The following is a 21,624-nucleotide window of genomic DNA, read 5'->3' on the forward strand; positions in this document are numbered from 1 at the left end:
GCGGCCATCGCGCCGCTTGCGTCAGCTCCGCTTGTTGCGCGCGACCTGCCGGAGCAATTCTTCGGTGAATTCCACGATTGACATCTGGCGCTGCTGAGCCGCGCCGGCCTGGGCGGTGGCGGGCGGTGTCGTCGCGATACGGTCCAGCAGGGTGGAAACGACGCGCGCGGCGTCGGAGTCGTTGAAGTCCTGATTACGCATGAAACCTCCAAAGAAGGTTTAGTCGCCGCCCGGCAACTTTTGTTCCTCGTGGAAACAAAATGTTTGCCGGACGTCCTCCCTTGTCGGATTGAACATGATGCGCGGCGGCCTCAGCGCGAAGCGCCGCTGGAGGTCTCGCGCCCGGTCTGGGTCGCGCCCGGATTGCTCTTCACCTGCGACTGCAGGCGGGCCAGGTCGCTGTCGATCTGCTTGCGCGCATCGGCCGAGTTGACGTCGGGCCAGCCCGCGTCCGCCAGGCCGCGTGCCTTTTCGATCAGCGGACGGTCGATGTTGAGCAGCAGGTCGAGGTCGGGACGCTGCGGAAAGGAGATCGCCTTCAGCGGCAGCGCCACCAGCTTGTCCTTCGGGTTGAGCGCATTGTTCACTTCCAGCACCGCATAGGTGCGCCCGGTGCCGAAGTTGACCACCAGGTCCTCGATCTCGCCTGCGCTGTGCGCGGCCCGGTCGTTGACGTCCTTGCCGATCAGCTGCTCGGCCGACATCAGCCGCGCGCCCGACGGCGTGTAGCGGCCGCGTTCTTCCTTGAAGAAGTAGCGGTCGACGGCGCCCCGGTAGGTTTCCTCGCTGAAGTTGGGCCGCTTGTCCGGCTCGAAGCCCGGCGCTTTCTCCAGTTCTTCCTTGCTCACCCGCAGGACGAGCGGGTCGCGCTCGCGTTGCCCGGGCTGCAGGCGTTCGGACGGAATCGCAAACTGCTTGTCGCCCAGGCTGAGCAGGCCGCCCGCGGACATGAGCACATAGCTCACGCGCTGGTTGTCGATGTCGATGACCAGGTCTTCGATGTCGCCGAGCGTCTCGCCCGCGGCATTCTTGACCTCCTTGCCGATGACTTCGCTGGCGCGCATGTCGCGCCCGCCGCCGGGCACGTTCATGCGGGTCGCGGCCTGGGCGTCGACCGCGGGATTGCCCGTGTTGGGCGACGCCTGCTGTGCCAGCACCGGAAAGGCGGCCGCGATCAGCAGCGGCGCGATCAAAATCAGGGGCAGATTTTTCTTGATGGAAGTCGACTGCATGTTCAGACCCTCCTGTTATTGCTGATGCACCCCCTGCTGCAAATTCCGCGCCCACCTGCGGCCTGCGCGGCCACAATGCCGGGCGGCTTGCCCGCGCCATAATGAAAGATTCGCCTCGCCGGCGCGGCGCATGCAAAAGCTGCTCGCGCCGGTAGTTCTTTACCAAGCGGCAGCGGCGGCGGAAATGGTCGCGGCGCAATAACACGCTTCTTGTAGAATGACGCGCTTCCGTTCCCGTCTTGCCGCACCCGGCTTTCATTTTCACCATGCACGTCATCGAAGACACGGCGCTTGCCGACCTCCTTGCCGAACTCGGCATCACCGGCGCCATCCTCGCCGCCAAGGGCTTGCCGCGGTATGCGGTGGCCGCTGAAGTCGCGCTGGCGGAAGCCGGCGCCGACGGCCAGCACCACATGCTGACGCCCGGCGCGGCCGCGGCATGGCAGGCGATGAAGCAGGCAGCGCTGGGCGACGGCATCGTGCTCGAGATCGTGTCCGCGTTCCGCACGCTGGAGGATCAGGCCGAGATCATCCGCGACAAGCTTGCGCGGCGGATGCCCATGGACCGCATCCTGATGCTCAGCGCGCCGCCCGGCTACAGCGAGCATCACAGCGGCCGCGCGGTGGATATCAATACCCCGGGATGCGAGCCGCGCGAAGAACCCTTCGAACACACGGCCGCCTTTGCCTGGCTGCAGCGGAACGCGGGCCGTCACGGGTTCCGGCTTTCCTATCCGCGAGGGAATGCGCTCGGCTTCATCTACGAGCCCTGGCACTGGTACTGGACGCCGGAAGGAGACGCGGCATGAAACTGAAGATGGCCGAGAATTCCCTGTTCGCGATCCTGCTGCGCAAGCCGTGGTGGATCAGCATGCTGCTGGCCGCCGTGGTGTCGCTGGCGCTGGCGGCGGTCATGCCGCGCGGGCTGGGACCCTATGCCGCGTCCGGCGGCATTCCTTTCTTCATCATCGGCCTCATCGCCGCCTTCAGGCAGTGGGGCGCGCCGAGCGCCGCCGCCGTGGCCGACACGGGCGAGCGCCTGCGCGCCATGAGCTGGAACGATTTCGCCTCCGGGCTGGAGCAGGCCTGGCGCCGCCAGGGTTACCAGGTGACCCGGCTGGACGGCGGCGCTGACTTCGCGCTTGCCGTCGGCGGCCGCGAAACCGTCGTCGGTGCCCGGCGCTGGAAGGCGGCGAGCACGGGCGTCGAGCCGCTGCGTGCGCTGCGCGACATCGCCGAACGCCGGGGCGCGCAGGACACGGCATGGGTGGCCACCGGCGTGCTGAGCGACGCCGCGCGCGCGTTCGCCGCCGAGCACCGCATCCGCATCATCGGCACCGCCGAGCTGGCGATACTGATGCCGAAGGCGCAGGCCGGCGCCTGATCCGGCGGAAGCAGCCACCGCCGGCGTGCGCAAGGGCCCCGCGCGACGCGATGAAGTGTGCTTAAATGCAATCTTTGCATTTTTTCCCCTCATCGCAATGCTGAACTGGGTCCGCCGCCTGTTTGCCGCTCCGCCCGCGCCGGTGCCCGCACCCGCGCCGGCGCCCGTCACCGAATCCCCCCGTCAGGCGAGCTTCGCCGACGACTGGGTCACGCCGATGCAGCGTGACCAGCTGGACTTCATGTTCTCCAGCTGGCTTTTCGAGACCGAACACCATGCCGAGGTCTTTGCCAGCCCGGCGGAAAAGGCCATCCTCGCCGAACTCGATGCGGTGGTGCGCTCGCAGGAAGCCGGCGCGCATCTGCTGCGCAGGCTGCCCGGCGTGATACCGCAATTGCTGCAGAGCCTGCGCAGCGGCGAGTTCGCCGGGCCCGAGCTGGCGCGCAAGATTGCCGGTGACCTGGTGCTGGTGACGGAAGTGCTGCGCCTGGCCAACAGCGTCGCCAACAGCCCCGGCAATCCGGTCACCAGCGTCGAGCACGCGATCCTCGTGCTCGGCCAGGACGGACTGCGCCGGCTGATCACGAGCGTGGCCTTCAAGCCCATCATCGACCTGCGCTCCGGCGGTTTCACGCGCATGCTCGCGCCGCGCCTGTGGGACCAGTCGGAGCGCTGCGCGCTCGCCAACCGGCTGCTGGCGGAAGGGGAGGCGGTCGATCCGCTCGACGCCTTCCTGGCCGGCCTGATTTCCAACGTCGGGCTGACGGTGTCCCTGCGGGTGATCGACCGCATGTCCGACCAGCGGCATCCGATCGGCTCGCCAACCTTCTGCAACGGGCTGGCGAGCATCGGCCGCGACCTTGCCGTCGCCATCGGCCGCGACTGGCATTTTCCGCCGGCCATCCTGGCGGCGATTCATGAGCAGGGCGAGTCGAAGCCCGCCTCCGCGCTATCGCCGCTGGGGCGCATACTGTTCATGGGCGACTATCTCAGCAAGATGGACATCCTGGCGCGGCATGGCCGCGTCGACACCGGCGACCGGCATGTCCTCGCCGGCCTGGCGCCGCAGGAAATCGATTGCCTGCACCGCCTGGCCGAGGTCGGCGAACGGGAATGGCTGCCCGCCGCCGGCAGGCAATGAACCAGTAGTCTCAGGGATACACTAAGCAACAGGAGGTCTTGCAGAAATACATTGCCGAAAAGGAAGAAAAGAACAATGACCACGAATCATCTCTCGAAGCCGGATACGCCGCAGACGCCGGATGCGCCGGATGCGCCGGATGTGCCGGAGAGCCGGCAGCAGGGTGGACCGGCGGATGCCGCCGACCCGGCCGCCACGCCGGCCGGGCAGGCGCAACCGCAGGAAAAAAGCGAACAGGACGAGCCGGCCGGCAAAATGGCTGAACTCGCCGGCATGCTCAACAATCACAAGGGCAAGCTGGCCGTCGGCGCCGCCGCCATGCTGGGCGTGGCGATCTTCTACAAGTGGCGTGAAAGCCGGCTCGCCAAGGAAGATCCGGAGGAGTATGCGCGCCTGCAGCGCCTGAAAAAGGCGATCGGCGGCGACAGTGCGCCGGCGGACGAGACCACCGACACAAGCAAACCCGAATGAAAACTCTGAAAATCGACTTCGTCTCCGACGTCTCCTGCCCCTGGTGCGCGATCGGCCTCAACACGCTCGAGGAGGCGCTGCGGCGGCTCGACGGCGAAGTCGCCGCCGAACTCCATTTCCAGCCCTTCGAACTCAACCCGCAAATGGGGCCGGAAGGACAGGACATCGACGAGCACCTGATGGAGAAGTACGGCGCAACGCCCGAGCAGTCGGCCCGCACGCGCGAGGCGATCCGGGCGCGCGGCGCGGAAGTCGGATTCGACTTCAGGATGGAAAAGCGCAGCCGCATCTACAACACCTTCGACGCGCATCGCCTGCTGCACTGGGCCGGCATCGAAGGCCGCCAGCAGGCGCTCAAGCACGCGCTGTTCGGCGCCTACTTCACGCGCGGCGAGAATCCGGGTGCGAAGGATGTCCTGCTGCGGGCCGCGGCGGAAGCCGGACTCGACGCGAAGCGCGCGGAGGAGATCCTGTCGTCCGGCGAGTATGCGCAGGAGACGCGCGAACAGGCGCGCTTCTGGCTCGACCAGGGCATACACTCCGTCCCGGCGGTCATCATCAACGAGCGCTATCTCGTGCAGGGTGGGCAGCCGCCCGAGGCATTCGAGCAGGCGCTCAGGCAAGTGGCGCAGAGCGACGCCTGAGCCGCCCGGGGGCAACCCCTGAGCGGTGCGTGTGCCGGGGCGCGCGCCTCCGGCATGCAGCGCGCGCTTAAAGCTTGAGTTCGGCCTTGAGCTGCCTGACGGCCGCCACCATTCCCACGAACGCCCTGGTGCAGGAACCGCCGTTGGCGATCATGGCCTTCGCCTGATCATATTCCCCGAGGTTGATCTGGCGGACGACCTTTTCCACTTCCGCGTGCAATGCGTCGTGGGCCGCCACGCATGGGCCGAAGCTCTTCACGAACCTGAACTTCTGTTCGCCTTCGCCATGCAGCCAGTTGCCGAGCATGCAGCCGTCCACCTTGCCGGCGGCCTTCGGGTCGAGCTGATGCCCGTTGTCGATCGCGGCCAGCAGCCGCTGCTTGATTTCCGCTTCTTTCGCGAGTGATTCTTCCAGATTCATGGCCTTCGGTTTTCCTGTCGCTGCCGCAATGCGGCCCAGCAGGAACATACTACCTGTCGGCCTTCCGGGCAACCGCCGCAACCATTGTCCCGCGCCTGCTCAAGCGTCAGAACTAATCCGCAACTTGCAATTCTTATCTCTCACTCGCCGCGTGCATGTGTTCCCGAAAGCACGTCGCATGCAGCCGGTGACCCGATTCGTTATCCCAGGGATACGCCCCCAACACTGACGAGGAACGAGAAATGGAAGATCAAAACAAGACCGGGCAGGACAACCAACACAAGGGACCTATCTCCAGCGGCGTGGCGCCCGGCCCGGGCGAGCATCTGCTCGACCCGGCGTCGCCGGCTTTTGCCAGCGCCCGTACCGACGACGCGGCCACCGGCATCGGCGGCGGTACCAACTTTGTTGATACGGGCAATCGTTCTGCGACGGCCGGCGGGCAGGACGCCCGTGAATGGCGCTGGCCGCGAAGCGAGGACATGCAGGCGGGTGGCGCACGGGAGAGCGGCTATGGCTCCCGCACCATGCTCGACAGCGTGCGGAACCGGGTGCGCGGCTCGCAGGTCGCTTTTCTTGCCGGCACCGTGCTGGCCGGTTTCCTGCTGCAACGCGTGATGCAGGTTGCCCCCGCGCAGAGGCTGAGCTGGCGTGGCAGGGCATCGGGATACGATGCCGATGAGTCGCTGGAGTCGGAACGCGAGTACGGACTCGAGACCGCTTATGCGCCGGAGACCGCCGGCACGACCGGCACGACCGGCACGATCGGTGCGACCGGCGGCACCGGCGCCTCCAGCCGCATGAGCGCCCTGAGCGGCAGGATGAGCCAGCTCGGCGACCGCGTGAAGCAGGCGCAGGGCAATGCCCGCGAAAGCCTGCGCGCGACGACCGAACAGGCGAGAACCCGGCTGCAGGACATGGGCGAGCGCACGAAGTACCAGTATTCCCGCGCGAGGGACCGGGTCGGCACCATGAAGGAAGAGCAGCCGCTGCTGATCGGCGCGCTCGGCGTCGCCATCGGCGCCGGACTGGGCGCGGTCCTCGCCATGACCCGGCGCGAGAACGAGCTGATGGGGGACGTGCGCGACAAGGTGGTCGGCAAGGCCAGGCAAACCGCCATGCAGCAGATGCAAAGCGTCAAGGAGTCGGCGCAGCGCATCGCGGACTTCGCCAAGCAGGAGGCGATGCACAAGAAGGACGAGCTGTCGGCGTCCGGCATTGCGGGTTCGGGCACGACGGGGCAGGGCGCCCGCTGACGCGCGTCCGGCGACGGACGAACGGAGCCGGCCACGGGGCCGGCTTTTTTTGCGCCCGCTACCCGACCGGCAGCTTGCCCGCGGCCTTCACCTCGCGCATCGACAGCGTGGAGCGGATGGCGGTGACCCCGGGCAGCTTGCGCAGCACGCGTGCCACGAAATCGCCGTAGTCCTCCAGGTCGCGCGCCACTACCTGCAGCAGGTAGTCGGCCTCGCCGGTGATGTTGTGGCAGCTGAGAATCTCGGGAATACCCTGGATGGCTTCCTCGAACTTGTATGGCTGCTCTCCCGTATGCATCGCGAACGTGATCAGAACGAAGGCGGTGACGCCATAACCGAGCTTGCGCTGATCGAGCACCGCCTGGTAGCCGCGCACATACCCTTCTTCTTCCAGCCGCCGCAGCCTGCGCCAGACCGGGGTCTCGCTCAGGTTGAGCCGCTCGGCCAGGCGCGCGTTGGCGATGCGGCCCTCGTCCTGCAGCAGCCGCAGCATGCGCAGGTCGGTGGCGTCCAGCTTGTCGTGAGTGGCTTCTTTCATTTTTCTGATTGTTTTTGTGGAAATCCTTTCGCAATCTAGGGTGGCGGAAGGAATATGGCAAGAAAATTCCATCACGCCAGGAAGATAATTTCTCTCCCGATTTCTTCTCCCGAGGCCGTGATGGACGCTCCCGCTCTCTTTGCCTATCTTGCCGCCCTGGCCGCGGTCTACCTGCTTCCCGGCCCCGACATGGCGCTCGTGGTGGCTACCGCGGGTTCGCGCGGCGCGCGCCCGGCCCTGGTCACCGCCGCCGGCATCGCGCTGTCGCGCGCCATGCACGTGGCGTTGTCCGGCATGGGCCTGGCAGCGCTGCTGCAGGCGAGGCCGGAAATGCTGGGCGCGGTCAAGCTGATCGGCGCCGCCTACCTGCTCTGGGTCGCCGTGCAGCTGTTGCGCAGCGATCCTGCCGGCGCGCCCTCGGCGCCGTCGGCGGTGCCCGCCGCATCCTTCCTGCGCCGCGGCTTTCTGACCAATCTGCTCAATCCCAAGGCGCTGCTGTTCTGCAGCCTGTTCCTGCCCCAGTTCGTGCATGCGGAAGCCGGCCCGCTGGCGCTGCAATACCTGGTGCTCGGCGCGGTGCTGGTGCTGATGGGCCTGGCGTTCGATATCGCATTCGCGCTGTCGGCGGCCCGGCTCGGGCGCCGCATGCGCCGTTCATCGCGCTTCGGAAAGTTCGTGCTGCCCGGCGTATTCGTCCTGCTCGCGGGCCGGCTGCTGGCGAGCTGAGGCGGGGCGCTACATCAGAAACGCCGATACCCGTTCCGCCGCGACCGGCTTCGACAGGCCGAAACCCTGAAGCTCGTCGCAGCCGAGCGCCTTGAGCAGCTCCATCTGCTCCCGCGTCTCGACTCCCTCGGCCACGACGCGCATGCCGAGGGAATGCGCCATCGAGATGATGGCGCTGAAGAACACTTCCCCCTTCGGCTCCTGCAGCCTGGCGGTGAATGCACGGTCGACCTTGAGCACGTCGAAGTCCAGGTCCTGCAACTGCGAGAGGGATGAATAGCCGGTGCCGAAATCGTCGAGCGAAAGCGTCATGCCGAGACCCCGGATCGACGACAGGGTTTCGGCCACCGCCGCCGCGTCATGCATCATCGACGACTCGGTGACTTCGATTTCTATCTGTCCCGGTTCGACGCCGCAGCGCTCCAGGCAGCGGCCCAACTGCTGCAGCAGGTCGGGCTGCATGAACTGCCTGGCCGAGACGTTGATGGAAACCGGCAGCACTTCCTGGCCGTTCTCCCGCCAGAACGCGAGCTGCCTGCAGACCTTCTCCGCCACCACGTCGCCGAGGCGGTTGATCAGGCCGGTCTCCTCGGCCAGGTCGATGAATTCCGACGGTTCCAGGATGCCGCGCGTCGGATGCGCCCAGCGCGCGAGCGCCTCGAAGCCGCACGGCCTGCCGCTGCGGGCGTCGATCCGGGGCTGGTAGAAGACGACGATCTGGTCGCTTTCCAGCGCCTCGCGCAGTTCCGCTTCCTTGCGATGCTGATGCGCGATGAAGTCCGCGCGGCGGCGGTCGAAGAAGCGCCAGGCATGCTTGCCGTCGAGCTTGACCGAATACATCGCGATGTCGGCATGCTTGAGCAGCGTATCCGCATCCTGTGCGTCGTCCGGGAAGGTCGAGATCCCGATCGAGGTGCCGATCCGGTGCACGCCGGCCGGCAGCCTGAACGACTCCGCGAAGGCCTGGATGATGCGGCGGGCGACATTGGCCGCGTCCTCGCGCTGCGCGCCCTCGATGGTGACCACGAACTCGTCGCCGCCAATGCGCGCCACGCTGTCCTGCGGCCGCACGCATTCCTTCATCCTGTGGGCGGCGTGTCTGAGCAGTTCGTCGCCGGCGTCGTGCCCCGCCGTGTCGTTGACCCGCTTGAATCCGTCGAGATCGATGAACAGCAGGGACAGTTCGCCGCCGGCCTGAGAGGCGCGCGCCAGCGCCGCCGGCAGGTAGTTGTTCAGCCACAGGCGGTTGGGCAAGCCGGTGAGCGGATCTTCATTGCTGAGTTTTTCGAGCTGGGCGACATGCATCTTGCTGTGCGTGATGTCGCGCAGCGTGATCGCGAGCTGCCCGTCGGAGCGGCGCACGCTCAGATGCACCCATGCCTGGCCCGCCTGTTCGTCGGACAGGTTGAGTTCGTCTTCGAACTTGTGCTTCTCCATTGCCTCGAGCAGGATCGCATGGAGCCGCGCGCTCGCACGCGGACCATAAATCTGCGAGGTTCTCAGGCCGATCAGCTTGTCGCGGCGACGGTGCAGCAATTCCGCCCCGCGTTCATTGCAGTCCACGATCTCGAAGTCCACGACGCTGCCGTCGCGGTCTTCGATCACGCTCGCGATATAGAAGCCGTCGTTGCCGCGCTCGGTCGCCGAACGGTAGGTGCGCCGCGCGAGCTCCAGCTGATCCTTGCGCCAGGCAAGCCGCCAGCTGACGAAGGAGGCCGCGGCCGCCAGCACCGCGGTCAGGATCGTGACCAGGATCGCGCGAAAGACGAGCGCGCGCTCCTGCGGCGCGAGCGCCGCCAGTACATCCGCTTCGTCGAGGCCGACCAGGGCCACCATGTCATACATTTCGGTCGTCTGCCAGGCGATGAAGCGGCTGCGGCCATCGGAGAAATTCGTCGCGCCCGGCAGCAGGAGCGTGCCGTGCGCGCCGCGTATCGCGCGTGCGTCCAGCAGCGGCCGATGGCCGTCGGATTGCACGCTAGACCCGATGCGCGCAAGCCGCAGCTCGCGGTCGGCGTCGAGCACCGCCAGCATGCCGTGTTCGCCGAGCGTCTTCTCGTCGTACTCCGCCGTGAAGTATTCGGGGACGACCGAGACCAGCACGACGCCGTCGAACTCGCCGTCGCGGTTGATGAGGCGGCGGCTGAAGGGAACGACCATGCGCCGGGTGAACACGCCGACGCGCGGCGTGCCGATGAACAGCGCATCCTCGAGCGCGACCGCATGGCCGAAGAAGAAATCTTCCTTCGCGACGTTCGTCGCATCGGCGGGCGGGGTGGTGCTCGTGATCAGCCTGCCGCTGTCGTCCACGATCGCGGCGAAAAACCCCTGCTTGGGCAACAGGCCTGCCCGCGACACGCCTTCCAGCTTCAGCGCGCCGCCGGTCGTCTCCCAGCTGAATTTCAGATGCAGCGCGATCTGGTCGATGGCTTCGAGCGTGCGGGTGAGATGTTCGGCATAGGCGCGCGCGACGATCGCCGCTTCGCGCAGCGCATCGTCGCGCGCCGCCGCACGCTGTTCGCGGATGGAAGTGAGCGTCCACTGCCATGAAATCAGGCCGATCAGCAACGCGATCAGGGGCCACAGCAGGATCGTCAGGAAATGCTCGCGGAAGACCCGCGCCGCGTTGCGGCGAGCCGATGTCCACCCATGTTCCGATCTCTGTGCCTTCGTCATCGAGGCTCCGATTGCTGTCGCCACGCCGGGCCCGGCGGTGAATGCCTGCCAATTTAGCGCAGTGCGGCGACAAGCCCCGGCGGGCATAAGCCGACTTTGTGCAAGCTCAACGAGCAAGCGCTTGCCAATACGCACCGCGCCGGAAGCGGCCGGCCGCGATTTGACGGAGCGGGTACCATACGAGACTTCGACGAACGATCCCGATATTCCATGAGCATCATTGCCAAGCACACGGCCGCCCCGCGCGGCGGGAAGAAATCTTTCGCCCGGCATATCCTGTTGTCGGTCGCGCTTGCCTGCGCGGGCACGGGCGCGCTGGCGCAGGACTGGCCTTCCGCGCCGGTCAAGCTGATCATCCCTTTTCCGCCGGGCGGCGGCACCGATATCCTGTCACGCATCGTCGCCAATCGGCTTGCCGAAGCCAACCGGTGGACCATCGTCGCGGAGAACCGCGGCGGCGCCGGCGGCACCATCGGCGTGGGCGAGGCAGCCAGGGCGGCGCCCAACGGCCAGACCCTGCTGATGGGCCAGAAGGACAACATGGCGGTGGCGCCGTGGCTGTATAAGAAACTGCCCTACGACCCGGTGCGGGATTTCATCCCGGTAGCGCATGTGGCCTACACCCCGGTGGTGATCGTCACCGCCGCCAATTCCCGCTTCAGAAACCTGGGCGACGTGATCAATGAAGCGCGCCGCGCGCCGGGTTCGATCACCTACGGCTCGCCGGGCAACGGCACGACCATTCACCTTGCCGGCGAGGCGCTCGGCGGCGCGGCGGGCATCAAGCTCGTGCATGTGCCCTACAAGGGATCGAGCCCGGCGCTGGTCGATGCGATGGCGGGTACCGTCGATCTCGCCCTGTCGTCGGTGCCGTCGGCGATCAGCCAGATCAAGGCCGGCAAGCTGCGCGCGCTCGCGGTCACCTCCGCCGCGCGCAGCACTTCCTTGCCCGAGGTGCCGACCGTCGCGGAATCCGGCTACAAGGGTTTCGATGTCAGCACCTGGTACGGCCTTTTCGCGCCTGCCGGCACGCCGAAGGAAGTCGTGGCGCGCGTCAATTCGGAAGTGAACCGCCTGCTGGCGGCGCCCGACATGCAGAAGGCGATTCACGAGCAGGGCGCGGAGCCCCGGGCGATGACGCCCGAGAAGTTCTCCGGCCTGCTGCAGGCGGATTACCGCGACGCGAAGGACATCGTCAAGCGGGCCGGCGTGACGATGGAATAGGCGGCGCGACGCCCCGCGGTCTCAGCCAAGCAGTTGATGGGCGAGCGCGACCAGGCCGCCGGCATTGATGACGACACCCAGGGCGAGGCGACCGGGGCGCGCGGCGCGGTGTGACAGGACATTCCTCAGCTGTTTCATGATCTCGCTTCTCCTTCGGCTGCTGCCTCGCGCGGACGCCGGGGCAGATGGAAACGATCTTAGCGGGCCGGCGCCGGCGAGGGAATTTGAATCGCGCAATCCTCTCCTTAGCCTGCGCCTAATGCCCTCCACGCAGGCAGGGATGGGCGGCTCCGGGACGCGCCGCTTTCGCGGGCTACCCGTTCTTGTCGCTGCGCGGTGTCGCGGATGATCCGGCCGGGGCCGTGTGGCGCCGGTCCATTCCCGAGCGGCGATCGGCGGCCGCCGGCCTGACCTGCTCGTCGATGGCCACCGTGCTCGAGAATGGAAGCGGCCGCCAGTTCTCCACCTGCATCCTGCGGCGCTCGTATCCTGTCCGTCGTTCCATGATGTGCCCCCTGCTCCCGTCGTGCTGCCATGGTCCGTCTGCACTGTAGTCCGGGGCGGAGCAAGGTACAAACCGGACGCGGCGCGCCAAAGAAAAAGCCCGCGCTGAGGCGGGCTGTTCATGCTCCCCGTACGCCGGATTCTGTTGTCCGTGTCGAATCCTCGTGAGAGGAGGGTGGCTTTGATGGTTCTTGTGGCCTGTGCGATTCAGTCTAGCGCGCGCGGCGCCGGAAGGAAGACGCGCTCTGTAACGGGTTGTGACGACAAACCGTTCGCCAGAACAAAACGCCGCTCTGTGCGAGCGGCGTGATGACTGGCTGCCTCGGGAGGCTTAGTTCGCGTTGGCGGGGCGGACCTTGCCGGCGAGTCGGGTGCCGGCGCCGGCACCATTGCCCGCGGCCGGATACTGGCCTTCGAATTCCTGGTGCAGCACCGCATAGGTGCCGTCGGCCTTGGACTGCTCCAGTTCGGCGATCACCTCGGCGCGGGTCCTGGTGCCGGTGAAGGAAGCCGCGGGGTCGACCACTTCCTGGCGGGCGAGCGCGTAGCTGCCGTCGGCTTGCGCCTGCCTGAGTTCCGCCATCACTTCGGCGCGAGTCTTGGTCGACTTGAAGTCGGTGAATTCCACCCACTCGGCGGCGAAGGCGGTGTTGGCGGCGGCGAATACTGCGAAAGCGGCGATCATTTTCCTGGTGTTCATGTTCTTTCTCCTGGCGATTAGGGACTCAGTCTCGGCGGGGCGGACGATCCGCCTGCCGTCGAAGGCTTGCTTCGGCGAGTCGCACTGTGGTGTGCTCATCGATGGGAGGAAGTGTATTGCCGGGAAGTCCGCGAATAAACATGCCAATCGGCAATGCAGCATTGCGTTTTCGGGAACAATCGCCGTGCCTTGCGCACGCGCCGCTTATTTGTCGATCTCTAACGCCGGACCGGTTTCGAAGAAGTTGCCGCCTGCGATGTAGTGGATGCTGCGCCTGCCGCCCTGGCCGTCGCGCCAGTGTCCCTCCGCGAATGCCGCCTCATCCGCCCATGCCGCCACCACTTCGCCGAGGAAGAGATCGTAGCCAGCCTGGATATGCGGTTCGGGGATCACGCGGCACTCCAGCCAGCCGATGCAGCCTTCGATCAGCGGCGCGCCGATCTTCCCGGCGGCGAAAGACTGCAGCCGCTGCGCGGCGAACTTGTCGGTGTCGCGGCCGGAGACGGATCCGGCCGCCAGCGTCGCCGCCGCGAGTTCGCGCGAAGGAATATTGAGCGCGAACTCGCCCGAGGCCTCGACCAGCTCCCGGGTCCAGGTATTGCGGTCGATGACCACCGCGACCTTCGGCGGCGAAAAATCCAGCGGCATGGACCAGGCGGCGGCCATCACGTTTCTCGCGTCGCCATGGGCGCTGGTGACCAGCACCGTGGGGCCGTGGTTGAGGAGGCGGTAGGACTTTGCGAGATCGACGGGAATGCGTGCGGACATGAATGTGGGCAGCCGGCTGGCGGGACGAAAACCGTCATTATGACCCCGGGGCGGCATGCGTGCCCGCCGCTTTCAACCCGTGCCGCGGGCCTCGCTTGCATCCGGAGATTTTTGAGTCAGATCAATGCCGCATGCGAGCGCGGCGCGCGATCATGCAAGCCGTGTTTTCGCACGGACGGCTCGCCGCACGGCGCGGCGCGTCCCTCACTACAGGAGATCATGATGGCCGAGAAGATGAAGGCAGCAGTGGTGCACGAGTTCGGCAAGCCCCTTGTCATTGAAGAAGTGGACGTCCCGGAGGTGCCGCCCGGCCAGGTGCTGGTGAAGGTCGTCGCCTCCGGCGTCTGCCATACCGACCTGCATGCCGCCGAGGGCGACTGGCCGGTCAAGCCGCCCCTGCCGTTCATTCCCGGACATGAAGGCGTCGGATATGTCGCCAAGGTCGGCGCCGGCGTCAGGACGCTCAAGGAAGGCGACCGCGTCGGCGTGCCCTGGCTGCACACTGCCTGCGGCCATTGCGAGCACTGCATCACCGGCTGGGAAACCCTGTGCGACAGCCAGCAGATGACGGGCTACACCGTCAACGGCGGCTACGCCGAATACGTGCTCGCCGATCCCGGCTACGTCGGCCGCCTGCCGGACACGCTGGAATTCGCGCCGGCGGCGCCCGTGCTGTGCGCGGGGGTGACCGTCTACAAGGGATTGAAGGTCCTGGATTGCAAGCCGGGCGACTGGGTGGCGATTTCCGGCATCGGCGGACTGGGCCACATGGCCGTGCAGTACGCCAAGGCGATGGGATTCCACGTGATCGCCGTCGATGTGGCGGACCAGAAGCTGGCGCTGGCGTCGCAGCTGGGCGCGGACATGGTGGTCAACGCCGCCAGGGAAGATCCGGTCAAGGTGATCCAGTCAGGCATTCGCGGCGCGCACGGTGTGCTGGTCACCGCCGTCTCGCGGCCGGCTTTCGCCCAGGCTGTCGGCATGCTGCACAAGCGGGGCACGATGTCGCTGGTCGGCCTGCCGCCGGGAGGCTTCGAACTGCCGATCTTCGATGTCGTGCTCAATGCGAAAACCGTCCGGGGTTCGATCGTCGGCACCCGCAAGGACCTGGAGGAATCGCTGATGTTCGCCGGCGAGGGCAAGGTCAAGGCGCATTACTCGACCGATCGCATCGAGAACATCAACCGGATATTCGGCGCAATGAAGAACGGCGGCATCGATGGCCGCGTCGTGGTTCAGATCTAGGTTCTGAGGCAGGATAGGCCGCGCGGCCTCGCAGACTCGAAAGCTGCGAGGCCGCGCGCGTTTTCAACCGGTCGTGCTGGCGGCCGATCCGGTGCCGGTACCTGTGCCGGTGGACGTGCCAGTGCCAGTGCCAGTGCCGGTGGTTGTGCCGGTACCTGTGCCGGTGGTGGTGCCGGTACCGGTGCCAGTGCCGGTGCCGGTGCCAGTACTGCCGGTTCCGCCGCTGCCGCCGGAGGACGTCGGTGTGTCGGACGTCGTGCCTGTCGACGTTCCCGTGGCCGGCGCGGGGCTGTCGCTCGCCGGCGGAGTGGTCGAGCCGGATGACGGCGGCGTCGTGGTCCCGCCCGATGCAGGCGGCGTCGTGCCGTCAGTCGTCGAAGCCGGAGGCGTGCCGGTCGCCGGCGGTGTGGTCGCCGGCGGAGGCGCGGTGCCCCCGCCAGCGCTACCGCCGCTACCGCCACTTCCACCAACGCTTCCGCCACCGCTTCCGCCGCTTCCGCCGCTTCCACCACCGCTACCGCTTCCACCGCTACCACTACCACCGCTACCACTACCACCGCTGCCGCCGTCACCCGAACCGCGTCGGCCGAAGCGGTTCCTGATCTCCTCGGCGCCCTCGCGCACTTCGGCGCGCAGGGTGGCCCGGTCGTAGTAAGGGCCGCCGGGGGCAGCGGGCGTCGCAGGCGTTGCAGGTGTCGCAGGCGTCGCAGGCGTGCCCGGCGCCGCGGGCGTGCTGCCCGGTACCGTGCCGTCGACGCTGCCGTCCTTGAGATCGTCGGCGATCTGCTCGGTCACGCCGAGCGCCGGCGCTTCCACCTCGGGGCGCCGCTTGGCGGCCGCCTTCACCAGGCCGCCCATCACCGTTGCCGCCTTGCCATAGCGGTTGTCCGGCAGGGCATCTTCCGGGCTGCTGCTGTCGATCGGGGTGGGCAGGGACTTGACGGATTCGAGCTGCAGGTCGGCGTCGAGGTTGGCGTTGAAGCCCACCCGCACGGCTTCGTTCGCGCTGCGCACCTGTTCGGCGGTGAGGCCGCGCAGGCTGGCCGAGCCGGCGCCCTGAGCGCTGGTGCCCGCGGCGCGGAAATTCTGCAGTGCATAGCGGTAGGCCGCCTCGGTCAGCGGCGTGACGCCGACGTTTTCGTCAAAGCGGTCGACCAGCGCATGCAGCACGCGTCCGGCATCGAAGTCGACCATCCTGTCCAGGCCCTCGTCATAGTATTGCGCGCCGGGGCGGCCGGTCAGGGTGAGCAGCACCGGGCCGTCGGAGGCACGCGGACGGATGGTGACCAGGCCGTTGACCGGATCAGTCAGCGCCGAGCCGAGCAAGGCGCCGTCCGACAGCCGGGTGACGGTCATCAGTGCATTGACGACCTTGCCCTCGCCGCCGCCGGCGCCGGCGCCGCCTTCACCACCACTGCCGGCGCCACCGGCGCCACCGGCACCACCGCCCGAACTGCCCCCGTCACCTGAACCGCCTCCGCCGCCGCCGAATCCGCCACTGTCGCCGCCGCCGACATCTCGTTCGCCGACGATTCCGCCGCCGGTGCCCTGGGCACTGGCGCTGCAGTAGATCACGCCGCCTTGCGGCGTGCCGCCCCAGCCATCGGAATACGTGGCATTCAGATCGCCGTTGAAACCGGTGTTGATGTAGGAAACGCAGGGCGCCTGCTGCGAACTGCCGGATGCCGGCGAGCCGGAGCCGGCCGATGGCGATCCGTCACCGCCGCCGCCCCCGCCGCACGCCGTCACGGCGGCAATCGCGGCGGCCAGGACCGCCCACCGCAGACGGCCTGTCATCTGTTGCATCGAGTAAGTCATGTGATTTCCTTTCCTGAATCATCGAGCGCCCGCACGTGCGGGGCTGAATGCCTGTCCGAGTACCTCCGGCCGGCGGTACTTTCCGCCGTAGCGGCCGAGCGGAAAGAAATCCGCCTGGCCGTCTTCCGGTCGGTTGACTGTCCATCCGATCATCTGCTCCGCGCCGGGAGATGCATCGAAATATCCCTCTTCATTCCAGAGCACCCAGCGTCCGTCCCGCATCGGGAAGAGCGACAGCAACAGGCTGCCGTCCGCGGTGCTGCGCCAGCGCAGGGTGCCGTCGGCCATGGCGACGACGAGCAGCCTGCCGTCGGCGCTGACATTGACCGCGCGCGCCTCGGTCGGCAGCTGCACCTTCCATTTCTGGCTGCCGTCCGCGGCCAGGCGCCGCAGCGAACGGCTGGTGGCGAGCAGCGCGCCGGAGTCGTCCGGCATCAGCGCGACGGCGCGCGAGATTTCCGTCGGCGCCATTTCCACGGCGCGTCCCGCCACCGTCACGTCATAGGAGTTCTTCCATTCGCGTACCGCAATGCGCCGGCTTTCCGTTCTGGCCGCGCGGGTGGCGGCCCGCTCGCCGGCCTGCAGGTCGCGGCTGGCGACCGAGAATGAAAACCGTCGCTCGGCCGGCGCGAAACGCCAGGCGACGGTTCTCGCGTCCTCGCTGATGGTGAGCAGGTCGGCTTCGAGAAACTGCGCGATTCTCGGCGGCGCCACCGTGGCCGCCCGGCCCTGCTGCATCACGCCCCAGGCCGGCTCCACCGTGGAAAAGAGCACGCGGTTGTCGGCGGTCGGCAGCAGGTCGGTGATGGAGTTGCCGGCCGCGCGGGTATCGGTCGCCGCCCCGTCCGGCCATGCGATGCGCTTGATGAGGAAGTCGCTTTTTCCGCGGTAACCGGAGCCCGCCGCGTAGATCGCGCCGCCGTCCCGCTGCCAGGCGACGTTGCGCAGATTGCCGTGCTCGATGTCGCGGAACACGAAGGACTTCGCCAGCGTCTGGGTCAGCACGTCGAAGACATCGACCTGTACTTCATCGGCCGATTTCCTCGACTGGTATCCGACCGCGAGCAGACTGCCGTCGGGCGAGAACTGCAGGCCGCGCGGGTCGGGGAGATCGGTCTTCAGGGTCGCAAGCAGTTCGACCCGGCCGGCGATGCCGTACAGGCGCACCGTGCCGTCGGAGACCGGCAGCGCCAGCAGGCCGTTTTGCGACAGCGTCAGGTTCCATGCGTCGGCGGGAAGACGTTCCTCGTGCACCGGCTCGCCCTCGTCGGTGAAGATGCGAAAGCCCGGCGCGCCCGCCTGCGCCGCCGCGAGCAGCTGTCCGTCGGGCGACCACTGCAGGCGCTTGATCTCGCCCTTGCCGGCGCTGAGCGCCCTGATGAAGGACATGTTGACCAGGTCATAGAGATAGATGCGCTGGGCGCCGCCGCGCGCGGCGGTGGTGCCGGCGAGTGCCAGCCGGCGCTGCGGCGAAATGGCGGCGGCATAAAGCCGGCCGGTATCCTCCGGGCCGACGGGGACATGAATGGTATGGAGCAGCCGTCCGGTCGCGATTTCCCAGAGACGCGCGGTCTTGTCGTCCGATGCGGTCACCAGCAGCTGCTCGTCCGGATCGACGGCGAGCTGGCGGATCGCCGCGGTGTGCGTGGCCGGGTCGACGGTGAGCACCGGCGCATTGGCGGCGAGGGCGGGCGCGACGAGCATGAGCGCGACGACGCCGCACAGCATCGCCGTCATGAACCTCGCGATCCGCGCGCAGTGGACGCTGCGCTTGAGCGACGCAGGCGCTTGCATCTCAGCAGCTTCCGCTTGCGCGCGCCATGGTCGTCACGGGCTGGGTGATCCTCGCCATCACGGGCTTGCTCCTCCGTATTCTTGTCCGGTGCCTGCATGCCCTTGCCCGGCCGCAGGAAGTTGGCAGAAAGACCAACCCGACAAAATGGACTGCGGCCGATCAAGCGAAGTTCAATGCGCGCGCGCAAGGACTGGCCGGGATCAGAGGAAGCAATGAATGCGCGGGGAGGACGGGCGAAGCCTTTCGGGACAGGCGTGTCCGGCGGTGGCGCCGGTGATGCTCAGGCGGAAATGCCGAGGGAAAAGAGTGCCAGGGAAGCCGGCGCCGGCGAGGTGGGCGAGGTGGGCCAGGTGGGCGGCCGCGTCGCGCCGCCCTTTACTTCTCGATGTCAGCAACGGCCTTTCTTGGCCTGGCCCGGCGGGCAGTGCGGCGGGCCGCCGCCGCCGTCGGTGACGATGACGCGCGCGGCGGGGACTTCGGAGACGACGACGCAGCCGCTCAGCAGGACGACGGGCAGCAACAGCAGGGCAAGTGTTTTCTTCATAGGGAGTTCGGGTGACGATGCAAGAGTGTATGGCGGCCCGATCTTAGCAGCAGCTTTCCGGCCGCGTGTTGCTCAAACACAACTCATGACGGTCGATCCTGTCACCCTGTCCGGATGCGGAGCGCCTCCGGCAACCGTGCATTGACCAGTGGCGCATGCCTGATGTCACGCTGCGCCAGCCGCACCGGACCCGCGGCGAAAAGACGGGCGAGCGCTTCTGCAGCGAGCAGCACCGCATACTCGCGCGCCAGGCAGCCGTGCGCGCCGAAACCGAAGGTGAGGTGCATCGCCGCGTTCTCGCGCCGCCAGTCGAAGACCTCCGGTTGCGCGAACACCGAGGGATCGCGGTTGGCCGCGGCCAGCACCAGCAGCAGCGGCTCGCCGGCCTGCAGGGGCACGCCCCCGATCTCCATCGGCGCGGCAAGCGTTCGCCGCGTGTTGTGTATCGGCGGATCATGCCGCAGCGTTTCCTGGGCCAGCGCGCGCCAGGCGGCGGCCGAGGCAGGCGGCGCGGGCAGGGCAAGCGCAGACAGCAGGGCATTCGACAGCAGGCCGCGCGTGGCGTCATAGCTCTGGATCAGCAGCCCGGCCAGGTTCGCCGCCGCGGCCTCGTCGCTTTTCCCGGTGAGCCGCGCCGCTTCCGTCTGCAGAACCGGCCAGCAGGCTTTCGCGCTTTCCTGCAGATCGGCAAGCAGCGCCGCGGGCTTTGCCGGCTGCATCAGTTTCGCGAGGACATCGATGTGCGGCGACAGCATCGCGATGGACGAGGCGGCGAAGCCGAGGCCATCCATCAGCGCCAGCGGCGGCAGCCGCTTGCAGACCGTCACCCAGTCGAACTCGCGTGCCTGCTCCCGCAGCAGTCGATCGGTCAGCCGCGCGATGCCGCCGCCGCGCAGGCGGTCGAACAGGCGCTGCGCGACCGCTCGCAGCGTCGCATGCGAGGGCGGATTCGCCAGCCGCACCAGCTGCCCCCCGATCAGCGCCGCCTCGTCCCGCAGGCCCTCCAGCGCCGCGCGGGGAACATGCGCATCCGGCGATGCCAGCACCGCCTTGCATCCGGCGTAGGAATACACCGCCCACACGCCGGCCGCGCTGTCGTACTGCACGGCCCCGTCCCGCAGGCGGGATGCATACAGAGCGTAGGGATCGGCCACCCCGGACTGTGAGAACAGCACGCCGCTCATCGTGTCCTCGCCGCCACGGGGGGGAAGGATTGCGGCGCCTGCGCCCGCTCGTACATGCCATAGTCGCGGATCACTTCGCCCCAGCGCACGCCCGGCACGTCGCCGGTCTCGAACAGATCCACCTGCCTGCGCGCATCCGCGAGACCGGCAAAGCGCCTGCCATCCCCGGCGGCGATGCCGCCATCATGCTCGCGCAGGCCGAGCATCCGGCCGCCATGGCCGCCGTCGGTGCCGAATCGCAGCACGCGCAAGCGGTAGTCGTCGAACACCGATTGTCGTCCCTCGGCTTGCGCGGCGCGGTGCTCGCCGTGCATGCGCCATTGCATCAGCGCCGCTTCGTCGCGCCAGAACGAGAGCGACAGCAGCCATCGCGGTTCGTCCAGGCATCGGAACCGCTCGACCGAGACGAACCCGTCGATCCGTTCCAGGCGCGGGCGCAGGCCGGCGGCGATTTCAAGATAGCGCGACATGCCCTCGGGAGACGGCAATACTTCGAAAACGACTGCGTACATTTTTCCCTCCTTGAGATGGACGTAATGCTATGCTTTTTGCGTCGTTTATATTTCACCGGGAGCTGAAACATGGAATTGGCCGAAGCACTGGCCGGCACCGCCGCGCTGCTCGGCGAACCGGCGCGCGCGAGCATGCTATGGTCGCTGCTCGACGGGCGTGCGCGGCCGGCGGGCGAACTCGCGTTCGCAGCGAACATCTCCGCGCAATCGGCGAGCAATCACCTGGCGCGCCTGCTGGAAGCGGGACTGCTCGCGGTCGAGACCCAGGGCAGGCATCGCTATTACCGTCTGGCCGGTCCGCAGGTAGGCATGGCGCTGGAGTCGCTTGCCGCGCTTTCTCCGCGTCCGCAGACCCGGCAGCTGCCGGCCTCGCGCGGCACGCCCGAGAGCCTGCGCCACGCGCGCAGCTGCTACGACCACCTGGCCGGCGCGCTCGCGGTGACGCTGTTGCGGAGGATGGAACAGGACCGCCTGCTGTCGCTGCAGAAGCGGGATTACCGCCTGTCGGAGAAGGGCGAGAGCTTGCTTGCCCGCTTCGGCCTGGACCTGGGCGCGTTGCGCGGCGCCAAGCGGCGTTTCGCCTGCGCCTGCATGGACTGGAGCGAGCGTGAATTTCACCTCGGCGGCGCGCTCGGCGCCGCGTTGCTGGAAGAATTCCTGCGCCGGCGCTGGCTGCTGCGCAATCCGGACAGCCGGGTCTTGCAGCTGACGCCCGCAGGACGCCGCGGTCTGCGCGAGAGCTTCGGCGTGGATTGCTGAGCCTGCCCCCTGGCAGGCGCAAGTGAAGGCCACGGGCGGCCGGTCGTTACGCCGGCTGCTATGTCCCTGCCGCTGTGTCGGG

At 67.6% G+C, this 21,624-nt stretch carries 23 protein-coding genes; 10 read left to right on the forward strand and 13 right to left on the reverse strand.

Annotated elements, in window-relative coordinates:
* Positions 1-21 precede the first annotated feature (21 nt).
* Together NCCP691_RS00365 and NCCP691_RS00370 are read right to left on the reverse strand one after the other, a co-directional pair.
* Positions 22-201 (reverse strand): hypothetical protein, encoded by a 180-nt coding sequence (locus NCCP691_RS00365; protein ID WP_220806248.1) that lies wholly within the window; start codon positions 199-201, stop codon positions 22-24.
* A 110-nt stretch (positions 202-311) separates the two neighbouring features.
* On the reverse strand, positions 312-1,232 hold the full coding sequence (locus NCCP691_RS00370) for a PRC-barrel domain-containing protein (RefSeq protein ID WP_220806249.1): 921 nt from the start codon (positions 1,230-1,232) through the stop codon (positions 312-314).
* Positions 1,233-1,498: 266 nt separating this feature from the next.
* Between NCCP691_RS00370 and NCCP691_RS00375 the strand changes: the two genes are divergently transcribed.
* From NCCP691_RS00375 to NCCP691_RS00395, 5 genes are all read left to right on the forward strand, one after another.
* A complete protein-coding gene (locus tag NCCP691_RS00375; protein ID WP_220806250.1) occupies positions 1,499-2,041 on the forward strand; it encodes a M15 family metallopeptidase in 543 nt (180 codons plus the stop codon).
* Entirely contained in the window at positions 2,038-2,616 is a 579-nt protein-coding gene (locus NCCP691_RS00380; RefSeq protein WP_238482248.1) for a restriction endonuclease, read from the forward strand. Before NCCP691_RS00375 ends, NCCP691_RS00380 begins: the two co-directional genes overlap by 4 nt.
* Before the next feature lie 97 nt (positions 2,617-2,713).
* Entirely contained in the window at positions 2,714-3,757 is a 1,044-nt protein-coding gene (locus NCCP691_RS00385) for an HDOD domain-containing protein (RefSeq protein ID WP_220806251.1), read from the forward strand.
* A 75-nt stretch (positions 3,758-3,832) separates the two neighbouring features.
* Complete coding sequence (locus tag NCCP691_RS00390) at positions 3,833-4,228, forward strand: hypothetical protein (protein ID WP_220806252.1); 396 nt, start codon at positions 3,833-3,835, stop codon at positions 4,226-4,228.
* Entirely contained in the window at positions 4,225-4,872 is a 648-nt protein-coding gene (locus tag NCCP691_RS00395; RefSeq protein WP_220806253.1) for a DsbA family oxidoreductase, read from the forward strand. The genes NCCP691_RS00390 and NCCP691_RS00395 overlap by 4 nt, the downstream gene beginning before the upstream one ends.
* A 67-nt stretch (positions 4,873-4,939) precedes the next feature.
* Here the strand turns inward: NCCP691_RS00395 and NCCP691_RS00400 are convergent, their stop codons facing one another.
* Complete coding sequence (locus NCCP691_RS00400; RefSeq protein WP_220806254.1) at positions 4,940-5,293, reverse strand: CZB domain-containing protein; 354 nt, start codon at positions 5,291-5,293, stop codon at positions 4,940-4,942.
* A gap of 242 nt (positions 5,294-5,535) precedes the next feature.
* Here NCCP691_RS00400 and NCCP691_RS00405 point away from each other — a divergent pair, with 242 nt between their 5' ends.
* Positions 5,536-6,549: a hypothetical protein gene (locus NCCP691_RS00405; protein WP_220806255.1), complete on the forward strand. Its 1,014-nt coding sequence runs from the start codon at positions 5,536-5,538 to the stop codon at positions 6,547-6,549.
* A 58-nt stretch (positions 6,550-6,607) separates the two neighbouring features.
* Here the strand turns inward: NCCP691_RS00405 and NCCP691_RS00410 are convergent, their stop codons facing one another.
* Entirely contained in the window at positions 6,608-7,087 is a 480-nt protein-coding gene (locus tag NCCP691_RS00410; protein ID WP_220806256.1) for an Lrp/AsnC family transcriptional regulator, read from the reverse strand.
* Between the two features lie 120 nt (positions 7,088-7,207).
* On the opposite strand from NCCP691_RS00410, the gene NCCP691_RS00415 reads away from it, so the two are divergent.
* Positions 7,208-7,813, forward strand: a complete 606-nt coding sequence (locus NCCP691_RS00415) for a LysE family translocator (RefSeq protein ID WP_220806257.1) — start codon at positions 7,208-7,210, stop codon at positions 7,811-7,813.
* 9 nt (positions 7,814-7,822) lie between these two features.
* Here NCCP691_RS00415 and NCCP691_RS00420 read toward each other — a convergent pair whose 3' ends face one another.
* Positions 7,823-10,489: a bifunctional diguanylate cyclase/phosphodiesterase gene (locus tag NCCP691_RS00420; RefSeq protein ID WP_220806258.1), complete on the reverse strand. Its 2,667-nt coding sequence runs from the start codon at positions 10,487-10,489 to the stop codon at positions 7,823-7,825.
* A gap of 210 nt (positions 10,490-10,699) precedes the next feature.
* Between NCCP691_RS00420 and NCCP691_RS00425 the strand changes: the two genes are divergently transcribed.
* Positions 10,700-11,713: a Bug family tripartite tricarboxylate transporter substrate binding protein gene (locus NCCP691_RS00425; protein ID WP_220806259.1), complete on the forward strand. Its 1,014-nt coding sequence runs from the start codon at positions 10,700-10,702 to the stop codon at positions 11,711-11,713.
* A gap of 313 nt (positions 11,714-12,026) precedes the next feature.
* Here the strand turns inward: NCCP691_RS00425 and NCCP691_RS00430 are convergent, their stop codons facing one another.
* From NCCP691_RS00430 to NCCP691_RS00440, 3 genes are all read right to left on the reverse strand, one after another.
* The gene (locus NCCP691_RS00430; protein WP_220806260.1) at positions 12,027-12,218 is read right to left on the reverse strand and encodes a hypothetical protein; all 192 of its coding nucleotides are present in this window, start codon (positions 12,216-12,218) and stop codon (positions 12,027-12,029) included.
* Between the two features lie 330 nt (positions 12,219-12,548).
* Complete coding sequence (locus tag NCCP691_RS00435) at positions 12,549-12,917, reverse strand: DUF4148 domain-containing protein (protein ID WP_220806261.1); 369 nt, start codon at positions 12,915-12,917, stop codon at positions 12,549-12,551.
* Between the two features lie 204 nt (positions 12,918-13,121).
* Positions 13,122-13,685, reverse strand: coding sequence for a flavin reductase family protein (locus NCCP691_RS00440; protein WP_220806262.1), 564 nt, complete (start codon positions 13,683-13,685; stop codon positions 13,122-13,124).
* A 222-nt stretch (positions 13,686-13,907) separates the two neighbouring features.
* On the opposite strand from NCCP691_RS00440, the gene adhP reads away from it, so the two are divergent.
* On the forward strand, positions 13,908-14,930 hold the full coding sequence (gene adhP / locus NCCP691_RS00445; RefSeq protein ID WP_220806529.1) for an alcohol dehydrogenase AdhP: 1,023 nt from the start codon (positions 13,908-13,910) through the stop codon (positions 14,928-14,930).
* A gap of 63 nt (positions 14,931-14,993) precedes the next feature.
* Here the strand turns inward: adhP and NCCP691_RS00450 are convergent, their stop codons facing one another.
* The 5 genes from NCCP691_RS00450 to NCCP691_RS21550 form a co-directional block, all read right to left on the reverse strand.
* Positions 14,994-16,748, reverse strand: a complete 1,755-nt coding sequence (locus NCCP691_RS00450; RefSeq protein ID WP_220806263.1) for a hypothetical protein — start codon at positions 16,746-16,748, stop codon at positions 14,994-14,996.
* A gap of 18 nt (positions 16,749-16,766) precedes the next feature.
* Positions 16,767-18,542, reverse strand: a complete 1,776-nt coding sequence (locus tag NCCP691_RS00455; protein WP_220806264.1) for a WD40 repeat domain-containing protein — start codon at positions 18,540-18,542, stop codon at positions 16,767-16,769.
* A 389-nt stretch (positions 18,543-18,931) separates the two neighbouring features.
* Positions 18,932-19,087, reverse strand: coding sequence for a hypothetical protein (locus NCCP691_RS00460; RefSeq protein ID WP_220806265.1), 156 nt, complete (start codon positions 19,085-19,087; stop codon positions 18,932-18,934).
* A 101-nt stretch (positions 19,088-19,188) separates the two neighbouring features.
* Entirely contained in the window at positions 19,189-20,271 is a 1,083-nt protein-coding gene (locus NCCP691_RS00465; protein WP_220806266.1) for a cytochrome P450, read from the reverse strand.
* Positions 20,268-20,783 (reverse strand): antibiotic biosynthesis monooxygenase family protein, encoded by a 516-nt coding sequence (locus NCCP691_RS21550; RefSeq protein WP_220806267.1) that lies wholly within the window; start codon positions 20,781-20,783, stop codon positions 20,268-20,270. The genes NCCP691_RS00465 and NCCP691_RS21550 overlap by 4 nt, the downstream gene beginning before the upstream one ends.
* 69 nt (positions 20,784-20,852) lie before the next feature.
* Here NCCP691_RS21550 and NCCP691_RS00475 point away from each other — a divergent pair, with 69 nt between their 5' ends.
* Positions 20,853-21,542, forward strand: coding sequence for an ArsR/SmtB family transcription factor (locus NCCP691_RS00475; RefSeq protein ID WP_220806268.1), 690 nt, complete (start codon positions 20,853-20,855; stop codon positions 21,540-21,542).
* Positions 21,543-21,624 lie beyond the last annotated feature (82 nt).

Source organism: Noviherbaspirillum aridicola (genome assembly GCF_019656455.1).
In the GTDB taxonomy this organism is placed as follows: Bacteria; Pseudomonadota; Gammaproteobacteria; order Burkholderiales; family Burkholderiaceae_D; genus Noviherbaspirillum; species Noviherbaspirillum aridicola.